The organism is Saccharothrix sp. CCNWYY140, assembly GCF_037401995.1.
GTDB lineage: Bacteria > Actinomycetota > Actinomycetes > Mycobacteriales > Pseudonocardiaceae > Actinosynnema.
Window position 1 is genome coordinate 23,063 of record NZ_JBBEGC010000066.1, and the last position, 15,780, is coordinate 38,842.

At 71.7% G+C, this 15,780-nt stretch carries 18 protein-coding genes; 11 read left to right on the forward strand and 7 right to left on the reverse strand.

Annotation, left to right across the window (positions count from 1 at the left end):
• A complete protein-coding gene (locus tag WBN91_RS25380; RefSeq protein ID WP_337726964.1) occupies positions 1 to 1,155 on the forward strand; it encodes a THUMP-like domain-containing protein in 1,155 nt (384 codons plus the stop codon).
• Here WBN91_RS25380 and WBN91_RS25385 read toward each other — a convergent pair.
• A complete protein-coding gene (locus tag WBN91_RS25385; protein ID WP_337726963.1) occupies positions 1,129 to 2,076 on the reverse strand; it encodes a nucleoside hydrolase in 948 nt (315 codons plus the stop codon). The two genes, WBN91_RS25380 and WBN91_RS25385, sit on opposite strands and share 27 nt — an antisense overlap.
• Before the next feature lie 35 nt (positions 2,077 to 2,111).
• On the opposite strand from WBN91_RS25385, the gene WBN91_RS25390 reads away from it, so the two are divergent.
• A complete protein-coding gene (locus WBN91_RS25390; RefSeq protein ID WP_337726962.1) occupies positions 2,112 to 2,855 on the forward strand; it encodes an acyltransferase in 744 nt (247 codons plus the stop codon).
• Between the two features lie 13 nt (positions 2,856 to 2,868).
• Here WBN91_RS25390 and WBN91_RS25395 read toward each other — a convergent pair whose 3' ends face one another.
• Positions 2,869 to 3,276, reverse strand: a complete 408-nt coding sequence (locus tag WBN91_RS25395; protein ID WP_337726961.1) for a winged helix-turn-helix transcriptional regulator — start codon at positions 3,274 to 3,276, stop codon at positions 2,869 to 2,871.
• A gap of 66 nt (positions 3,277 to 3,342) precedes the next feature.
• Here WBN91_RS25395 and WBN91_RS25400 point away from each other — a divergent pair, with 66 nt between their 5' ends.
• Entirely contained in the window at positions 3,343 to 4,281 is a 939-nt protein-coding gene (locus WBN91_RS25400) for an NADP-dependent oxidoreductase (RefSeq protein WP_443217798.1), read from the forward strand.
• On the opposite strand, the gene WBN91_RS25405 is transcribed toward WBN91_RS25400, so the two are convergent.
• Positions 4,278 to 5,528: a glycosyltransferase family 4 protein gene (locus WBN91_RS25405; RefSeq protein ID WP_337726960.1), complete on the reverse strand. Its 1,251-nt coding sequence runs from the start codon at positions 5,526 to 5,528 to the stop codon at positions 4,278 to 4,280. The genes WBN91_RS25400 and WBN91_RS25405 overlap by 4 nt on opposite strands.
• Positions 5,529 to 5,582: 54 nt before the next feature.
• On the opposite strand from WBN91_RS25405, the gene WBN91_RS25410 reads away from it, so the two are divergent.
• Complete coding sequence (locus WBN91_RS25410) at positions 5,583 to 5,819, forward strand: hypothetical protein (RefSeq protein ID WP_337726959.1); 237 nt, start codon at positions 5,583 to 5,585, stop codon at positions 5,817 to 5,819.
• A 28-nt stretch (positions 5,820 to 5,847) separates the two neighbouring features.
• Here the strand turns inward: WBN91_RS25410 and WBN91_RS25415 are convergent, their stop codons facing one another.
• A complete protein-coding gene (locus WBN91_RS25415) occupies positions 5,848 to 7,398 on the reverse strand; it encodes a glycoside hydrolase family 57 protein (RefSeq protein WP_337726958.1) in 1,551 nt (516 codons plus the stop codon).
• Positions 7,395 to 8,141, reverse strand: a complete 747-nt coding sequence (locus tag WBN91_RS25420) for a class I SAM-dependent methyltransferase (protein ID WP_337726957.1) — start codon at positions 8,139 to 8,141, stop codon at positions 7,395 to 7,397. The genes WBN91_RS25415 and WBN91_RS25420 overlap by 4 nt, the downstream gene beginning before the upstream one ends.
• Before the next feature lie 318 nt (positions 8,142 to 8,459).
• Between WBN91_RS25420 and WBN91_RS25425 the strand changes: the two genes are divergently transcribed.
• From WBN91_RS25425 to WBN91_RS25435, 3 genes are read left to right on the forward strand one after another with little or no spacing between them, the layout of a single operon-like run.
• Entirely contained in the window at positions 8,460 to 9,440 is a 981-nt protein-coding gene (locus tag WBN91_RS25425) for a hypothetical protein (protein WP_337726956.1), read from the forward strand.
• Positions 9,440 to 10,021, forward strand: coding sequence for a hypothetical protein (locus WBN91_RS25430; protein WP_337726955.1), 582 nt, complete (start codon positions 9,440 to 9,442; stop codon positions 10,019 to 10,021). The genes WBN91_RS25425 and WBN91_RS25430 overlap by 1 nt, the downstream gene beginning before the upstream one ends.
• Positions 10,022 to 10,028: 7 nt before the next feature.
• Entirely contained in the window at positions 10,029 to 10,589 is a 561-nt protein-coding gene (locus tag WBN91_RS25435; RefSeq protein WP_337726954.1) for a hypothetical protein, read from the forward strand.
• Here the strand turns inward: WBN91_RS25435 and WBN91_RS25440 are convergent.
• Both WBN91_RS25440 and WBN91_RS25445 read right to left on the reverse strand, forming a co-directional pair.
• The gene (locus WBN91_RS25440) at positions 10,586 to 10,741 is read right to left on the reverse strand and encodes a hypothetical protein (protein ID WP_337726953.1); all 156 of its coding nucleotides are present in this window, start codon (positions 10,739 to 10,741) and stop codon (positions 10,586 to 10,588) included. The genes WBN91_RS25435 and WBN91_RS25440 overlap by 4 nt on opposite strands.
• A 49-nt stretch (positions 10,742 to 10,790) precedes the next feature.
• On the reverse strand, positions 10,791 to 11,633 hold the full coding sequence (locus tag WBN91_RS25445) for a DegV family protein (RefSeq protein ID WP_337726952.1): 843 nt from the start codon (positions 11,631 to 11,633) through the stop codon (positions 10,791 to 10,793).
• 284 nt (positions 11,634 to 11,917) lie between these two features.
• Between WBN91_RS25445 and WBN91_RS25450 the strand changes: the two genes are divergently transcribed.
• From WBN91_RS25450 to WBN91_RS25465, 4 genes are all read left to right on the forward strand, one after another.
• Positions 11,918 to 12,700, forward strand: coding sequence for an electron transfer flavoprotein subunit beta/FixA family protein (locus WBN91_RS25450; RefSeq protein WP_337726951.1), 783 nt, complete (start codon positions 11,918 to 11,920; stop codon positions 12,698 to 12,700).
• Positions 12,701 to 12,717: 17 nt separating this feature from the next.
• Positions 12,718 to 13,677, forward strand: a complete 960-nt coding sequence (locus WBN91_RS25455) for an electron transfer flavoprotein subunit alpha/FixB family protein (protein WP_337726950.1) — start codon at positions 12,718 to 12,720, stop codon at positions 13,675 to 13,677.
• Between the two features lie 149 nt (positions 13,678 to 13,826).
• Complete coding sequence (locus WBN91_RS25460) at positions 13,827 to 14,591, forward strand: GNAT family N-acetyltransferase (RefSeq protein ID WP_337726949.1); 765 nt, start codon at positions 13,827 to 13,829, stop codon at positions 14,589 to 14,591.
• Between the two features lie 14 nt (positions 14,592 to 14,605).
• Entirely contained in the window at positions 14,606 to 15,460 is an 855-nt protein-coding gene (locus tag WBN91_RS25465) for a lysophospholipid acyltransferase family protein (RefSeq protein ID WP_443217799.1), read from the forward strand.
• Positions 15,461 to 15,780 lie beyond the last annotated feature (320 nt).

The window sequence follows — 15,780 nt, forward strand, 5'->3', positions numbered from 1 at the left end:
GTGGGCTACGCGTTCAGCCTCGACGACGTGGCGTACCTGCGTTCCGACGCCGGGTGCGCCGCGTTGTCGGCGTTGGCGGACCTGCCGCTCACGCCGGCGTCGCGGCTGGACGACGTGAAACGCGCCAAGCAGGTCTCCCCGGACCACACCGGCGCCGTGCTGGAAACCGTGCTGCTGCGGCGCAAAGCGGTGTCCAAGGTGGACTTCGCCGAGGGCCTGTTCACCGATGATGCCCTCCAGCAGGCCACCCCGCGCGAGGTCGCCGCGCACCGGGCGAAGCGGTTCGCCGGCCGGGTCGCGCACGACGTCACGTGCTCGATCGGGGCGGACCTGGCCGCGCTGCCCGAGGGTTCCTTCGGCTCAGATTTGGACCCCGTGCGGGTCGCGATGGCCCGACACAACCTGCGCGGCTCGCGCGCGGTGCTGCGGGCCGACGCGCTCAAACCCGTCTCCCGGGACGTCCCCGTCGTGGCCGACCCAGCCCGGCGCGACTCCGCCGGGCGGCGGACGTGGCACCCCGCCGACTTCGCCCCTCCACTGGACGAGCTGGCCGCCGCCTACACCGACCGCGACCTGGCCGTGAAGTGCGCGCCCGGCGTGGACTTCGCCGTCGCGCCCTGGGCCGACGAGGTCGAGCTGGTGTCGCTGGACGGGCACGTGCGCGAGGCGTGCCTGTGGACCCGCGGCCTGGCCACGCCGGGTGTGACGCGGCGGGCGTCGGTCCTACGGTCTACGGGCGAGGAGTGGACGATCACCGACGCCGAGCCCGACGACTGCCCCGTCACCGAGCCGCAGGAGTGGCTGATCGACCCGGACGGGGCCGTCGTGCGGGCCGGTCTCGTGCGGCAATACGCCCACAAGCACGGCTTGGCGCAGCTCGACGAGCGGATCGCCTACCTGACCGGACCCGTGCCGCCGAGTGGCATCCGCGCGTTCCAGGTGGTCGAGCACGGCCACTACAGCGAGAAGTCGCTGAGGGCCGTGCTGCGCGCGCACGACGTCGGCAAGCTGGAGATCCTGGTGCGCGGTCTCGACATCGACCCCAACGCGCTGCGGCCCAGGCTGAAGCTGTCCGGCGGCGGCTCGATGACGGTCGTGCTGACCCGCATCGGCCGCCGTCCGGTGTACCTATTGACGCACGCCGAACGCACTTAGGCGCTCGAAGAGGAACCCGCGCAGAGCGTCCAGGTCGGTGTCCACGGCGATGTCGACCCCGATGTCCTTGGGCGTCTCCAGCCGTTCGTCGACCAGCAGCCCACCCCGACCCGGCCCGAACGCGCACTCCACCTCGACCGGGAACCGTTCCGTGGCGAGGATCCCCGGCCGAACGGCCTCCGCCACGGCCACGGCGTCGTGCACCGCCATCCCGTCCCAGCCCAGGAACCGGCGGTAGGCGGCCAGGTAATCCGGGGTCAGCCCCACCAGTTTCGCGCCGATCTCCGACGACTCCCCGACCCGCTGGAGCCATTCGGCACTCACCGCGCACCTCTTGGTCAGATCCATCGTGACCAACGTGGTGGGCACCCGTTCCTCCACCAGCACCCGCCGCGCGGCCTCGGGATCACACCACAGGTTGAACTCCGCAGCCGCGGTGATGTTGCCACCCCTTATGCCGCCACCCATCACCACAAGGCGCGCAATGCGCTCTTTTAGGCGCGGGTGTGCGGCCAATAGGAGGGCGATGTTCGTCAACGGTCCGATGGGAACGATCGTCACCGGTTCGTCGGAGGCCTCCAGGAGGTCTTTCATCAACGTCACCGCGTCCCGCGGATCGGTTTTGGCGGTCGCCTCCGGCAGGGTGTCGGCGAACCCCGACAGCCCGTCGGCCCCGTGCGCGCGGGAGACGTGCGGCTGGGGGTGCACCAACGGCCGTTCCGCACCCACCGCCACCGGGATGTCGTCACGACCGAGCAGGGTCATCAGGCGCAACGCGTTGCGGGTGGTCTTGTCCAGGCCGACGTTGCCGAACACCGTCGTCACGCCCAACAACTCGACTTCGGGACTGGCAACGGCGACCGCGAGCGCGAGGGCGTCGTCCACACCGGGGTCGGTGTCGATGATCAGGGGGATCGTCACGCCACCCATCCTGCCGCGCGGGTTACAGTGCCCGCGTGACGAGCATGTGGGGCGCGCCGGTGTGGACGAGGTGGCGCCGGAACAGGCGCGACCCGGCGCAGGCGAGGTTCCTCACACTGGCCTCCCTGAAATGGGTCCTCCGCCACCGCGCCTACACCCCGTGGTACCTGGTCCGCTACTGGCGCCTGCTGAAGTTCCGCCTGACCAACCCGCACGTGGTCCTGAGGGGCATGGTCTTCCTGGGCAAAAACGTGGAGCTCCACTGCCGCCCGGGTTACGGCCGCCTGGAAATAGGCCGCTGGGTCCACATCGGCGACGGCAACGCCATCCGCTGCCACGAGGGTTCCCTGCGCATCGGCGACAAGGCGGTCTTCGGCAAGGACAACACCGTCAACTGCTACCTGGACATCGAAATAGGCGCGGCAACGCTCATCGCGGACTGGGTCTACATCTGCGATTTCGACCACGTGACAGCGGACATCAACCTACCGATCAAGGACCAGGGAATCGTGAAGTCCCCGGTCCGCATCGGCCCGGACTGCTGGCTGGGCACGAAGGTCACCGTCACCCGGGGCACGCGAGTCGGGCGGGGATGCGTGCTGGGCGCACACGCGGTGGTGCGGGGAGACGTGCCGGACTTCAAGATCGCAGTAGGCATCCCGGCCCGCGTGGTGAAGGACCGACGCCAGGACTACGAGGCGGACGCCGTACGCAGGGCAGCAGTAGCCGACATGGCCAGAAAGGCCCGAGAGGCCCTGGAGAAGTCCCAAAACGCCTGACCCGCCGCCCGCGTCAGACTGGCTGGAGTTCCTCGTCGGCGCGGGCGTCGTAGGCCACCTGTGCGTTGCGGATGTCCTCGATGTGATCCTCCGCCCACACCCGAATCGCATCCATCAGCACACCCACGTTCTGCCCCAACGGCGTCAAGCTGTACTCCACCTTCGGCGGCACGCTCGGATACAAGTCACGATGCACCAACCCAGCCCGTTCCAGCTCCCGCAGAGTCTGGGTGAGCATCTTCTGCGTGATGCCGTCAAGCCGTCGGCGTAGTTCCCCGAAGCGCATGGTGCCCGGACGCAAGGCTCCGATGACCAGGCAGACCCACTTGTTGGTCAGGAGGTCCAGCACGGCGCGGGAGGAGCAGTTGCGGAGGAAGGCGTCCGCGCCGCCGTGTGCGCGCAGGTCGGGAACGGTATACATGAGGTACCTATATACCTTTCAGGTGCCTTCTTCACAACGGGTACCACCCTCGATGATCCTTTTCGCATGACGAAGATGCGAGCGATCCTCCTGAACGAGCTGGGCGGCACCGAGGTGCTGGAGCAGGTCGAGACCGACAAGCCGACCGCCGCGCCGGGCAAGATCGTGGTCAAGGTGCATGCGGCCGGCGTGAACCCGGTGGACTGGAAGGTCCGTGAGCACGGGTACTGGTTCAGCACTCCGCTGGTCCTCGGGTGGGACGTGTCCGGCGTGGTCACGGAGGTGTTCCCGGGTGAGAACCGGTTCAAGGTCGGGGACGAGGTGTTCGGGCTTCCGGGCTTTCCCGATGTCGGTGGGACGTACGCCGAGTACGTCACAGCGCCGGCTCGGCACTTCGCCCGCAAGCCCGCGAAGCTCGACCACGTGGAGGCCGCCGCGCTCCCGCTGGCCGTGCTGACCGCCTGGCAGGCCCTCGTCGAGGCGGCGAACCTCCAAGCGGGCCAACGGGTTCTGGTGCACGCCGCCGCGGGTGGGGTCGGCCACCTCGCCGTGCAGTTGGCCAAGGCGCTGGGTGCTCACGTCATCGGCACGGCCAGCGCCGGCAAGCACGACCTGCTGCGCGAGCTCGGCGCGGACGAGTTGGTGGACTACCGGAACGAGGACTTCTCGGCCATCGAGCCGGTCGACGTGGTGCTGGACCTCATCGGCGGCGAGGACTACGAGGAGCGCTCGTTGCGCCTGCTCAAGCGCGGTGGCACCTACCTCGCCGTGGTGAATCCGACGATCGTGGACGAGTTGCGCGTCAAGGCCGAGCCGCTGGGTGTGCGCGTCGAAACGGTCATGGTCACCGCCGACCACGCCGCGCTGGAGCACGTGGCCCGCCTGGTCGACGAGGGCAAGCTCCGCGTGGTCGTGGCCGAGACGTTCCCCTTGGAGGACGTCGGCAAGGCCCACGAGCTGGGCGAAGCCGGCCGCACCACCGGCAAGATCGTGCTGACCATCTAGAGGAACGCGTTGCCGGTCGCGATCTTGGGCCTGCCCAACGGCCCGTGCTCGCGCACGGCGGCCCGCTCGTAGACCGCGGCGGTGTCGCGGGCGATGCGAGACCAGTCGAAGTCGGTGGCCAGGCGGGCCTTCGCGGCCTTGGCCCGCCGCACCGCCGACGGCCGGTCGTCCAGCACCGAGCGCACGGCCCGTGCCAGCGCCTCCACGTCACCGGGCGCGAACGACAGCCCGGTGGCCCCGTCCAGCACGACCTCGCCCAGACCGCCGGCCGTGGACGCCACCAGCGGCGTCCCGGCGGCGGCGGCCTCCAGCGCCACGATCCCGAACGGCTCGTACCGGCTGGGCAGCACGACGGCGTCGGCCGCCGCGAGCACGCCCGCCAGTTCGCGGTCGGTCAGGTGCCCGACGAAGTCCACCGCGCGCCGCACCTTGTGCTTGCGCGCCTGCTCCACCAGCCACTCGCCGTGCGTGCCCTCGCCGGCCACCACCAGCCGCGCACCCCGGTGGGCACGCCGGATGCGGGGCAGGGCGGCGATCAGGTCCTGCACGCCCTTCTCCCACTCCAGCCGCCCGAAGAACAGCAGCAGCGGCGCGCCGTCCGGGCTGTACTTCGCCCGCGCGGCGGTCACGTCGTCGGACCGGACCCGCCACCGGCGCGGCTCGATCCCGTTGTGCAGCACGGTGACCTGCTCGGCGTCCACCTCGAACAGGTGCGCCACCTCGGTGCGCATGGCCGACGAGCACGTGATCAGCGCGTCGGCGCGGTTGGCCAGCCACCACTCCACGGAGTGCACCTGCTGGTTGAGCGTCTGCGACAGCCACCCGCTGTGCCGCCCGGCCTCGGTCGCGTGCACGGTCGCCACCAGCGGCACGCCGGCGGCCTCGGCCAGGGCGATCGCGGGGTGGGTGACCAGCCAGTCGTGGGCGTGCACGACGTCGGGCCGCCAGCCGCGCAGCAGGTCCAGGCCCGCGCGGGTCATGGCGTGGCCCATCGCGAGCGTCCAGGCGACCAGGTCGCGCTCGAACACCAGGTGGGCGGGGTCCTCGGCGACCCGGATCAGCCGGACGCCCTCGACCACCGAATCCACCGTGGGATGGGTGATCGCGTCGGTCCCCGCGGGCTGGCGGCACAGCACGGTCACGTCGTGGCCCTGCGAGGCGAGCTGGGTGGCCAGCGCGTGCACGTGACGGCCCAGACCGCCCACGACCACCGGCGGGTATTCCCAGGACAACATCAGCACGCGCATGCCGCATCCTCGCATTTCCTGGATACCCTTGGGGTGACTGAGGGGAGGGCTGCCATGCAGACCTGGGTGTACGGGGTCCTGTTCGCCGCGGTGCTGATCGGTATCGCGTTGGTGGTCGACCGGCGGGCGCGGGCCAAGCGGGCCGGGCTGGAGCGGCCGGCCGACACGCGTGGCCGCGGGTCCGCGGTGAACCCGGTGGCGCAGGCGCGGATCGACAACCCCGGCTCGGCCGGGATCGCCGAGCGCGTGGAGGGGCGCGCGGGCAGCAACGGGGGCAACGGGGGCGTCTGAGCGTCCGCCCGACGCGCGGGGGCGGGCGTCACGCCGGCCCCTGTGCGTCGTGCCGGGTCAGTCCTCGCCCGACGATCCGGGTCGACTCTCGCCCGACGGGCCGGGCCAGCCCTCGCGCGTCGAGGTGGCCGAAAGGGCCGTCCACCGAGCGCAGTTCGGCGGCCCGCGCAAGGCCCCGGCCGTGGCGCAGGGCGGCGGCCAGTTCGGCGAACCGGTCCGCGTGGACCTTGGCCCGGTAGCGGGCGTAGTCGGCGGCCGAGTCCTTGGTGACCATGAACGCCCAGTCGCTGGACAGCGCCAACAACGCCTCCCGCACGGCCTGGTCGGCGACCGGGTTGCGGGCGGTGCCGCCCAGGTCCAGCCCCGCCAGCTCCTGCTGCACCCGCGCGTTCAGGTCCAGGATGTCGGACACCTGCGGACCGTTCCACACGTGCCAGTCCTTGCCGGCGCCCCACGACGACGGCGGGATTTCGACCGGCGTGCCCACGTGCCCGGCCTCCACCGCCCCGCGCAACGTCGTGACCCGCACGCCCGCCTCGGGCAGCGCCCGCAGCACCGCCTCCAGCCACAGCGGACCCTCGTGCCACCAGTGCCCGTACAGCTCGGTGTCGTACGCGGCGACCACCAGCGACGGTTTCCCGTGCTGCGCGCGGAGGTCCCGCAGTCGCCGCACGACGTGGTCCACGAAGTCGGCGGCGTGCCGGCGCACGGCGTCCGCCGCCGCGTCGGGCTCGTAGGGCTTCTTGTCCTCAGGTGCGACGCCCTTGCCGGTCACCCGGGACGGCTTGAGCCCGCTGGGGTGGTCGTAGGTGTGGAAGTCCCGGTAGGCCGGGTCGCCCGGGTAGCCGACCTTGGGCGACCACACCCGGTAGGACACCTCCAGGTCCCGCCCGAACGCCAGCACGTCCGAGCCGCCGACCGGTCGGGCGGCGGCGGTGTCGCCGTGCAGGGACGGGCCGTCCACCAGGAACCGCCGCACGCCCGCCGCCGCGTACCCCTCCTCCATACCGGGCGCGTAGGCGCACTCGGGCGCCCAGATGCCCTCGGGCGCGGAGCCGATCCGGTGGCGCGTGTCGGCCAGGCCGGTGCGCAGCGAGAACGCCCGCAGCCCTGGGTCGAGCAGCGGCTGGAACGGGTGCGCCGCCGGTCCGCCGAGCAGCTCGATCACACGGCTGTCCACAAGGGACCGCAGCAGCGGTGAGAACCCGTGCCGCCACTGGGTTTCGAACGTCTCCAGCGCCCACTTCGACGCCCGGTGCTCGCGGGCGGCCAGGTCGGGCAGCCGGGGTGCGGCGCTGTGCGCGCGCAGCTGCCAGTTGCCCAGCCAGTCGTGGACGCCGCGCAGGCTGTACGGGTCGTCCAGCTGCGCGGCCAGGACCGGCGTGACGCCCAGGGTCAGCACGTCCTCGCGGCCCTCGGCGGCGAAGCGCTCCAGCAGGTCCACCACCGGCAGGTACGAGTGCGCCCACGCCTGGTACAGCCACTCCTCGCCGACCGGCCACGCCCCGTGGTGCGCGAGCCAGGGCAGGTGGCTGTGCAGGACCAGGCAGAAGGTGCCCTCCGCGTGCGAAGTGCTCATCGGCGCACCGCCACGGCGACCAGGTCCAGGCTCGCGTCCAGGTCGTCGGTGGTGATCTCGAAGTCCTCGCTGCGCACGTCCGCCACCGCCGCCAGCAGGTCCGCCGGCCACTCGTTCCCCTCCACCACCACGGCGACCTGCGCGTCGATGATCGACCCGCCGAACCGCTCGTCCAGCGCGCGCAGCCGCGGACCGTGCCGCAGGCCTGCCAGCAACTCCAGCTCCAGGCCCGCGCCGGTGACCAACTCGGCCAGCTCGGCCGGGTTGAGCTCGCGGGTGTGGAACGGGTTGAGCGGGGTGTCGCGGCCGGGGGAGAACGTGATCCGGTTGGGCGTGGTGACGATGAGCCGCCCGCCGGGCCGCAGCACGCGGGCGCACTCGGCCAGGAAACCGGCCTGGTCCCACAGGTGCTCGATGACCTGGAGGTTCGCCACGACGTCCACGCTCGCGTCGCGCAGCGGCAGGGACGCCAGGTTGCCGCGCAGCACGGCCAGCTCCGGGTAGGCGCGGGCGGCGTGCTCGGCGGTGAGCTGGTCGTAGTCCAGCGCCACCACCCGCGCGGCGTGCGCGGCGATCAGCGCGGCGCCGTAGCCCTCGCCGCACCCGGCCTCCAGCACCACCGCGCCCGCGCAGTGGTGCACCAGGTCCAGGTAGGCGGCTTCGTGGCGCCGGAACCAGTAGTTCTCCTCGACGATCCCGGGCACGGTGCGCTCACCGGTGAGGGGCAGCGGCTCGACGGTCACCGGGCCAGCGTAGTCGCTGGTTACTGGCGGGTAGCCATCGGCTTCCCGGAACGGGTGTCACTATTTAGTGTGAATCAAAGCGATTCGATTACCGGACGCGCCGTCGTGCGCGCATTGTCGAAAAGTTGCGGAGCAAACCTGCAATAACACCATCGGGTGACGCGACCCTGCGATCAGTTGATCTCTCGATGGAATATTTGCGCTGCGTGGCGGGCCTGCGGCACACCCGGAAGGCCTGGTCGAGTGGCCTGCAACGTGCTGGTTCGGCACTCTCACGCTGGGTATCCTCTGGCGAATCTTCCAGCGAGTGGGGCGGCCATGAGTGCGAAAGAGCCGGAGATTGTTCCGCTGCACGCGGATTTCGACGTCGTCTACCGCGGTTTCCACCGCCGACAGGTGATCGAGCAGCTCGAACACCTGGAGGAGCAGCTCCGCTACACCAGCATGGACCGCGAGGAGGCCCTGGCGCAGGCCGCCGACCTGCGCAAGCTGCTGGAGATCACCCGCCGCGACCTCGACGAGGCGCGGGCGCGTGTGGAACGGCTGGAAATGGCGCCGAACACCACCACCGGCGCGGCCGAGCGCCTCCACCGGATGCTGGTGCTGGCCGAGGACGAGGCGGCCGAGCTGCGGCTGCGCGCCGAGCGCGACGTCGAGTCGCTGCGCACCCGCACCGACGTCGAGCTGGCCGAGCAGCGCCGGGCCGCCGAGGAGGAGGTCGCCGCGCTGCGCGCCGACGCCGAGGCCCACGCCCGGGAACTGCGCGCCGCCGCCGCCCGCCGCGCCGCCGAGCTGGACCAGCGCGAGGTCGACGTCGAGCGCCGCCGGGTGGAGACCGAGCACCACCTCCAGCAGCGGGTCGCCGAGGTCGAGGCCGAGTGCGCCGCCGCCGTGGCCCAGGCCCAGGAGGACGCCGACCGCCTGCTGCGCGAGACCGCCGAGCAGTGCAATCGGCTGGAAGCCGAGTCCGAGGCCAAGCGCGCCAAGGCGCAGAAGTACTTCGAGCTCCAGATGACCCACCGCCGCAACGAGGCCGCCCAGCACTTCACCGAGCAGGAGGAGCTGTCCAAGGCGCGCGCCGAGTTCGTGATCAAGATGGCGTGCCGGGAGGCGCAGCGCCGCATCGCCGAGGTCCAGGAGCGCACCGACGAGCTGACCGAGCTGCGCCGCACGGTCGCCGCCCAGCTCACCGCGGCCCGCGCGGCGCTGGCCGCCGCCGCCGACCGCATGCCCACCCTCATCCCGGAGCAGGACCGGGTCGAGCAGGTGGTCTCCGACGACGAGCGGATGGGCGCCTGATGTCCCGTCGTCCCGTGCTGCCCCTCGCGGTCGCCGCGGTGCTCGTCCCGGCGGCCGTGACCGCGTTCGGGTTCACCGTCTACGGCGAGGAGATCACCGGCGCGCTGCCGTTCTCCTCCTCGCCCGCGCCGCCGAGCCACCTGGTCAAGCCGCCCACGAGGCTGCCGATCCCGACCCGGCCGACGCCCGAGCCCGCCGAGGCGGTCCCGCCCGCGCCGCCGTCACCGGAGCTGGTCCGGCAGAACGTGCTGAGCCTGTTCTCCAGCAACGGGGTCAAGGGCATCACCTTCGCGCCCGGCACCACCGACCACGTCGGGCGCGGCGAGGCCGTGCAGACCGGCGTGGGCAACCTGTTGGGCGGTGTGCCCGGCGCGGTGGTGACGCTGGTCGCGCACGCGTGGAACGGCGAGACCGTCACCCACCGGTGTGACGTGCTCGCGCTGCGGCGCGCGGCGCTCGTCCGGGATTTCCTGGTCGCGAGGGGCGTGCCGGCCGACGCGATCAGCACGCAGGTCGTGGTGGACCCGGTCTGGGGGCCGCCGTCGGACGGCGGTCCGCAAGTCGACGTCCTCGTCGGGTAGGAGGGTCATGTCCGGGGCGGTCGTGTTCGTGTTCGGGTTGTGCGCCTTGTCGTTCGCGGCGGGCTGCGGGCTGACGGCGTACCTGCTCAGACGCGAGCCGGAGCCGGCGCCGCCGGCACCCGCGGCGCCCGACGTGGAGTTGCGGCTGGACGTCGTGTGGCCGCCGGAGGACTACGCGACCAAGCCCATCCACCGCAACCCGGTGATGGGCCTGCCGGTGACCGAGCGCCCGGCGGAGCCCGTGCGCCCGGCGCTGACCCTGGTGCCCGACCTCGACCCGGTGCTGAACGACGCCGAGCCGGAGCCGGAAGCCGAGCCCGACGCCGTGCCGGACCCGGTCGTGGTCGAGGTGCCCGCGCAGCCGGAACCCGTGGTCGTCGAGCTGCCCGAACAGCCGGACCGGGTCGTGGTCGAGCTGCCCGGACAGCCGGTCGAGCTGCCCGGACGGCCGGAACCCGCGCCGGTCGCGGAGGTGCCCGCGCAACCCGTGCACCTGCCCGACCCGGCCGAGTTCCGGCAGCGCTACCTGCGCAGCTTCGAGGAAGCCCGCAGGCGCAGCACCACCTAGTGGTGCCCGGGGCGCTTGCGGAGCTTGCGGATCATCTCCTGCGCCTTGGCCTTGGTGCGCGGGTCTCGGGCCGCGTGCTTGATCTGCTCGGTGATCCGCCGTCCCTGGGGACTGCGGGCGAACGCGCTGAGTTTGCTGAACAGCGATGCCATGACCATCACCTTCCCGATCAGGCCAACGGGCAAACGCCGCCCGGAGTTCCTAAACCGGCGAAACGGTCACGCCCACGGCCCCCGGACCCACGTGCGCGCCTATCGCGGAGCTGACCTGGGTCACCAGGAACCGCCGCAGGTTCGGCAGCTTCGTCCGCAGTTGCTCCAGCACCGTTTCGGCTCGTTCGCGCGAGTCGAAGTGCTCCACGGCGATGTCCACCGGCGCGTCACCGGCCCGCTCCACGGCGATGTCGACCATCTTGCGCACCGCCCGCTCCGCTCCGAGCACCTTCTCCAGCGGTGCGATGCGCCCGTCGATCATGGTCAGCAACGGCTTCATGGACAGCGCCGAACCGAGGAGCGCCGTCGCCGCGCCGATGCGCCCGCCGCGTCTCAAGTACTCCAGGGTGTCCACGTAGATCAGTTCGGTGCTGCGGTGGAAGCTGTGCTGCGCCGCCGACAGCACGCGCTGCACGTCACCGCCCGCCGACGCGACCGTGGCCGCCGCCACGACGGCGAACCCGAGCGACATGCCACACGTTTGGGTGTCCACCACATGCACAGGAACCTGCGCCTGGCTGGCAGCTTGCCGCGCCATCTCCACGGTCTGCGACAACCCGGTGGACACGTGCAGCGACACGATGGCGTCCACACCGGACGCCGCCGCGTCGGCGTAGGCCCAGAAGAACGCGCCCGGGTCGGGCGGGGTGGTGGAGACCTCGACCGCGTCGCGCATGGCGTCCACGAGCTTCGGCACGGGCACGCGCGCCTCGTCGTCCACCCAGTCCCCGATGCGGATCTGGATCTGCGCCACGGTGATGCCGAGCTTCTCGGTCAGTTGCGGCGGCAGGCACGCGGTGGAGTCGGTGACGATCGCAACCCGGCGGTACATGCCTCCCGACCCTAGCCCAGTAGGGGGAGGGGCCGTAACGCCGCCACCAGGCCGTACGATGCCAACCGGTTGGCCCCGTGCCGCTTGTGTCCAGAGTCACGCGTGACAGGTGCTTGCTGTCGTTTGCACCCCTGCTACTGGTGGGTAACATTCGGGTGGCCGACACCACCATGCCAACGCGGCGAGGACATGGCAGGGTCACCACACCGGTAACACCCGGATCGCGCGCGAAACGCGTCGCCTGATCCGTCGCCGCCCCGTCCGCAGGAGGTCGAAGAGGACCCATGAACATTGTCGTCCTGGTCAAGCAGGTGCCCGACACCTGGTCCGAGCGCAAGCTCGCCGACGCCGACCACACCCTCGACCGCGAGTCCGCGGACGCCGTGCTCGACGAGATCAACGAGCGCGCGGTGGAAGAAGCGCTGCTGCTCCAGGAGGCGCACGGCGGCGAGGTGACCGTCGTGGCGATGGGTCCCGACCGTGCCACCGACGCGATCCGCAAGGCGCTGTCGATGGGCGCGGACAAGGCCGTCCACGTCTCCGACGAGGCCCTCCACGGCTCCGACGTGCTGACCACCGCCAAGGTGCTGGCCAAGGCCATCGGCACACTGGACAGTGTCGACCTGGTCGTCGCCGGCAACGAGGCCACCGACGGCCGCGCGGGCGCCGTGCCCGCCATCCTGGCCGAGCTGCTGGGCCTGCCGCAGGTCACCCAGGTCCGCAAGCTGACGGTCGAGGGCGGCACCGTCAAGGCCGAGCGCGAGACCGACGAGGGCGTGGCGCACCTGGAGGCGAGCCTGCCCGCCGTGGTCTCCGTGACCGAGAAGATCAACGAGCCGCGGTACCCGTCGTTCAAGGGCATCATGGCCGCCAAGAAGAAGCCCGTCACCACGCTCACCGTGGGCGACCTCGGGCTGGACGCGGGCGAGGTCGGTCTCGGCGCCGCGTGGTCGCAGGTGCTCGAGGCGGCCCCGAAGCCGCCGCGCAGCGCCGGTCAGCGCGTCGAGGACTCGGGTGACGGTGGTCGCAAGATCGCCGAGTACCTGGTCGGCCAGAAGCTCATCTGAAGGCGAGGAGGGAACAAATGTCTGAAGTCCTGGTCCTCGTCGACCACGTCGACGGCGAGGTCAAGAAGGTCACCTTTGAGCTTCTATCCGCCGCGCGCCGTCTCGGCGAGCCGTCCGCGGTGGTGGTCGGATCGCCCGGCACCGCGGGCAAGGTGAGGGAGTCCCTCGCCCGCTACGGCGCGGCGAAGGTCTACGCGGTCGAATCCGAGGACGCCGCCAACTTCCTGGTGACGCCGAAGGTGGACGCCCTGGCGACCATCGCCGCCGCCAAGTCCCCGGCCGCCGTGCTCGTCTCGGCGACGCTGGAGGGCAAGGAGGTCGCCGGTCGCCTGGCCGTGCGCCTGGGCTCCGGCCTGCTCTACGACGTGGTCGACCTGGACGGCGACGGCGTCGGCACGCAGTCGATCTTCGGTGGCGCGTACGTCGTGAAGTCGAAGGTCAGCAACGGCACGCCCGTCATCGCGGTGCGCCCCGGCGGTGTCGAGGCCGAAGAGGCCGCCGGCGACGCCGTGGAGGAGAGCGTCGAGCTGCCCGCCACCGACCCCGCCAAGGCCACCCGCGTCACCGGCCGCGAGGCCGTCGTGGGCGGCGACCGCCCCGAGCTGACCGAGGCGTCGGTCGTCGTCTCCGGTGGCCGCGGCGTCGGCTCGGCGGAGAGCTTCGCCGTCGTGGAGAAGCTGGCGGACAGCCTGGGCGCGGCCGTCGGCGCTTCCCGCGCCGCGGTGGACTCCGGCTACTACCCGCACCAGTTCCAGGTCGGCCAGACCGGCAAGACCGTGTCGCCGCAGCTGTACATCGCGCTGGGCATCTCGGGCGCGATCCAGCACCGCGCCGGCATGCAGACGTCCAAGACGATCATCGCGGTCAACAAGGACCCGGAGGCGCCGATCTTCGAGATCGCCGACTTCGGCGTGGTGGGCGACCTGTTCAACGTCGCTCCGCAGCTGACCGAAGAGGTCGACCAGCGCAAGGGCTGATCACCAGCGCTTTCACCGCCGAGGGCCGTTCCCGACACCGGGGACGGCCCTCGGCGCGTCCGCCCACACCAGGGCTTAACCGACCTGCCACTAATGCGTCATCGGAACGACCTGCTGTCGGTCGCCATCCGGTCGGTAGACCAGTCCCCATGACGCAGCCTCAACTGCTTGTCAGCACCGGGGAGACCACCGGGCCGCGCTACTCGCTGCTGGTCGCACGCGACAGCGCCGAGGTGGTGGCCGCGCAGAAGCTGCGCCACCAGGTCTTCGCCGGCGAGATGGGCGCCACCCTCCACTCGTCCGTGGAGGGCCACGACGTCGACGCGTTCGACGAGCACTGCGACCACCTCGTCGTCCGGGACGACCGGACCGGCGAGATCGTCGGCACCTACCGCATGCTCCCGCCGGAGCGGGCCGCCGAGGCGGGCCGGCTGTACTCCGACACGGAGTTCGACCTGACCAACCTGGCCCCGCTGCGCCCCAGCGTGGTCGAGACCGGCCGGTCGTGCGTGCACCCCGACCACCGCAACGGCGCCGTCGTGTCGCTGGTGTGGGCGGGCATCGCCCGGTACATGCTGCTGTCCGGCCACTCGTGGCTGGTGGGCTGCGCGTCCGTGCCCCTGCACGACGGCGGCTCGTACGCGGCGGGCGTGTGGGACACCGTGCACGCCAAGCACTACGCGCCCGAGCAGTACCGCGTGACGCCCCTGAACCCGTGGGACGTCGACGCGGTCGAGCGCCCGGCCCGGACCGTCCTGCCGCCGCTGCTCAAGGGCTACCTGCGCCTGGGCGCGTGGGTGTGCGGGCGACCGGCGCTGGACCCGGACTTCGGCGTGGCGGACCTGTTCGTGCTGCTGGGCATGGACCACGTGGACCAGCGGTACCTCAAGTTCTTCCTCGGGGAGACGGCGTGAGCGCCCACCCGTGGATGCCGGTGTCGCCGTGCGGCGACGGGTGTGTGGACCACTCGTCGCCGCGAGTCGGCGGCCTGCGCGTGGCACTGCGGGTGGTCGCCGCGTTGACGGTGATGTTGAGCGGCATCCTCGTGGTGCCGGCCGTGCTGGTGTCTCGGGGCCACGTGCGTGAGGTGCTGCTGCGCTCGTGGTTCCGGGCGCTGCTGCGCGCTTTCGGCGCCCGGCTGCGGGTGGTGGGCGCCCCCCTCTTCCAGGCGACCCCCGGACGTGGGGTGCTCGTGGTGAGCAACCACGTGTCGTGGCTGGACGAGCTGGCCATCGACGCGGTCCAGCCGATCCGCATGGTGGCCAAGCTGGACATCCGCTCGTGGCCGGTGCTGGGCAAGCTGATCACGGCGGCCCGCACGGTGTACCTGGACCGCGAGCGGCTGTCGCTGCTGCCCGGGACGGTGGCCGAACTGGCCGCCGCACTCCGCTCGGGTGCCGCGGTCGGGATTCACGCCGAGGGCACCACGTGGTGCGGCCTGGCGTCGGGTCGGTACCGGCCGGCGTTGTTCCAGGCTGCCTTGGACGCCGGTGTTCCCGTGCGGCCGGTGGTGCTGCGGTACGCGCAGGAGGGGCGGACGACGACCGGGGCGGCGTTCATCGGGTCGGACACGCTGGTCGACTCGATCCGGCGGGTGCTGCGGCTGCGGGGGTTGGTCGTCGAGGTGCACGTGCTGGACGAGGTCGCTCCGGGCCGTGCGGCGGACCGGCGCGCGCTGGCCGACCTGGTGCAGCAGGAGTCCGAACGCGCCCTGTACGGCGACGTCCTGGTCCCGGCCCAACGGGTCCACGCGCCCCTGCCCGCCCGGCAGGAGGCCGCCTAGAGACCACGGCGGAGGGCTGCGGTCGCCTACGCACCCTCCGCCCTGCCCACCGCCCGGCCGCTCACCGCCAGCCACCGCTCCACCCAGCCGCAACTCCCACCGCCCCACCCTCCGCGCGCAGCGCGTGCTCTTCGGCGCGCAGCGCCGGTTCTTCGGCGAAGCCGGCGAGTGGGCAGTCCGCCGGGGAGGACACAACGCAACTTGGGCTTCTTGCTTGTGTCATCCCCGTATGGCCTGCCCGACGGGCTACCGCATTTTCCGGGGGTTGCAGCCGAAAGTTTTTGCGAGGAACGAGCAAAAAGTTTTAGCGGCAACCCCCG

Excerpts from the sequence above, each read along its gene's own strand:
- WBN91_RS25435 (WP_337726954.1), top strand. The coding sequence starts at position 10,029 with ATGTCCGGGGCGGTCGTGTTCGTGTTCGGGTTGTGCGCCTTGTCGTTC.
- WBN91_RS25430 (WP_337726955.1), top strand. The coding sequence starts at position 9,440 with ATGTCCCGTCGTCCCGTGCTGCCCCTCGCGGTCGCCGCGGTGCTCGTC.
- WBN91_RS25405 (WP_337726960.1), bottom strand. The coding sequence starts at position 5,528 with ATGCGCGTGCTGATGTTGTCCTGGGAATACCCGCCGGTGGTCGTGGGC.
- WBN91_RS25450 (WP_337726951.1), top strand. The coding sequence starts at position 11,918 with ATGAACATTGTCGTCCTGGTCAAGCAGGTGCCCGACACCTGGTCCGAG.
- WBN91_RS25465 (WP_443217799.1), top strand. The coding sequence starts at position 14,606 with ATGCCGGTGTCGCCGTGCGGCGACGGGTGTGTGGACCACTCGTCGCCG.
- WBN91_RS25455 (WP_337726950.1), top strand. The coding sequence starts at position 12,718 with ATGTCTGAAGTCCTGGTCCTCGTCGACCACGTCGACGGCGAGGTCAAG.
- WBN91_RS25440 (WP_337726953.1), bottom strand. The coding sequence starts at position 10,741 with ATGGCATCGCTGTTCAGCAAACTCAGCGCGTTCGCCCGCAGTCCCCAG.
- WBN91_RS25460 (WP_337726949.1), top strand. The coding sequence starts at position 13,827 with ATGACGCAGCCTCAACTGCTTGTCAGCACCGGGGAGACCACCGGGCCG.
- WBN91_RS25445 (WP_337726952.1), bottom strand. The coding sequence starts at position 11,633 with ATGTACCGCCGGGTTGCGATCGTCACCGACTCCACCGCGTGCCTGCCG.
- WBN91_RS25415 (WP_337726958.1), bottom strand. The coding sequence starts at position 7,398 with ATGAGCACTTCGCACGCGGAGGGCACCTTCTGCCTGGTCCTGCACAGC.
- WBN91_RS25410 (WP_337726959.1), top strand. The coding sequence starts at position 5,583 with ATGCAGACCTGGGTGTACGGGGTCCTGTTCGCCGCGGTGCTGATCGGT.
- WBN91_RS25425 (WP_337726956.1), top strand. The coding sequence starts at position 8,460 with ATGAGTGCGAAAGAGCCGGAGATTGTTCCGCTGCACGCGGATTTCGAC.
- WBN91_RS25395 (WP_337726961.1), bottom strand. The coding sequence starts at position 3,276 with ATGTATACCGTTCCCGACCTGCGCGCACACGGCGGCGCGGACGCCTTC.
- WBN91_RS25400 (WP_443217798.1), top strand. The coding sequence starts at position 3,343 with ATGACGAAGATGCGAGCGATCCTCCTGAACGAGCTGGGCGGCACCGAG.